The organism is Shewanella sp. 125m-7 (assembly GCF_052977045.1).
In genome coordinates this window covers 1-1,055 of sequence record NZ_JBRILQ010000097.1, presented here as the reverse complement: position 1 = coordinate 1,055, position 1,055 = coordinate 1, and the positions used below count along the sequence as shown (strand labels likewise).

At 45.3% G+C, this 1,055-nt stretch carries 1 protein-coding gene; it reads right to left on the bottom strand.

What is annotated here, in order from left to right; all coding sequences use genetic code 11:
- Positions 1–56 precede the first annotated feature (56 nt).
- Positions 57–1,055: elongation factor Tu (gene tuf / locus ACVBIL_RS20570; protein WP_447168791.1), on the bottom strand; the 999-nt coding region annotated here is incomplete at its 5' end.

The window sequence follows — 1,055 nt, the reverse complement described above, 5'->3', positions numbered from 1 at the left end:
AATAAAAAAGGCAGCCTAAGCTGCCTTTTTCAGTATCGAGTTAAGACGATTGCTAATTAAGCAACGATCTCAGCTACAACACCAGCACCAACTGTACGGCCACCTTCACGGATAGCGAAGCGTAAACCTTCGTCCATCGCGATTGGAGCAATAAGAGTTACTGTCATAGATACGTTGTCACCAGGCATTACCATCTCTACGCCTTCTGGCAATTCGATAGTACCGGTTACGTCTGTTGTACGGAAGTAGAACTGTGGACGGTAACCTTTGAAGAATGGAGTGTGACGTCCGCCTTCTTCTTTAGACAGAACATAGATTTCTGACTTGAAAGTAGTGTGTGGAGTGATTGAACCAGGTGCAGCCAATACTTGACCACGTTCAACGTCTTCACGCTTGATACCACGTAGAAGAACACCACAGTTCTCGCCAGCACGACCTTCGTCAAGAAGCTTACGGAACATTTCAACACCAGTACAAGTAGACTTAGTTGTATCTTTGATACCAACGATTTCTACTTCTTCACCAACTTTGATGATACCGCGCTCTACACGACCAGTAACAACAGTACCACGACCAGCGATTGAGAAAACATCTTCGATTGGAAGAATGAATGCACCATCGATAGCACGCTCTGGCTCTGGAATATAAGTATCTAGTGCTTCTGCAAGCTCAATGATCTTAGCTTCCCACTCTGGCTCGCCTTCAAGGGCTTTAAGCGCAGAACCTTGGATAACTGGTAGGTCATCACCTGGGAAGTCATATTCAGAAAGAAGTTCACGAACTTCCATTTCTACTAGCTCAAGAAGCTCTTCGTCATCAACCATGTCACACTTGTTCATGAATACGATGATGAATGGTACGCCAACCTGACGTGAAAGCAGGATGTGCTCACGTGTTTGTGGCATTGGACCATCTGTAGAAGCAACTACTAGAATCGCGCCGTCCATCTGTGCAGCACCAGTGATCATGTTTTTAACATAATCGGCGTGACCAGGACAATCTACGTGTGCATAGTGACGTGCAGGAGTGTCATATTCGATGTGAGAAGTATTAAT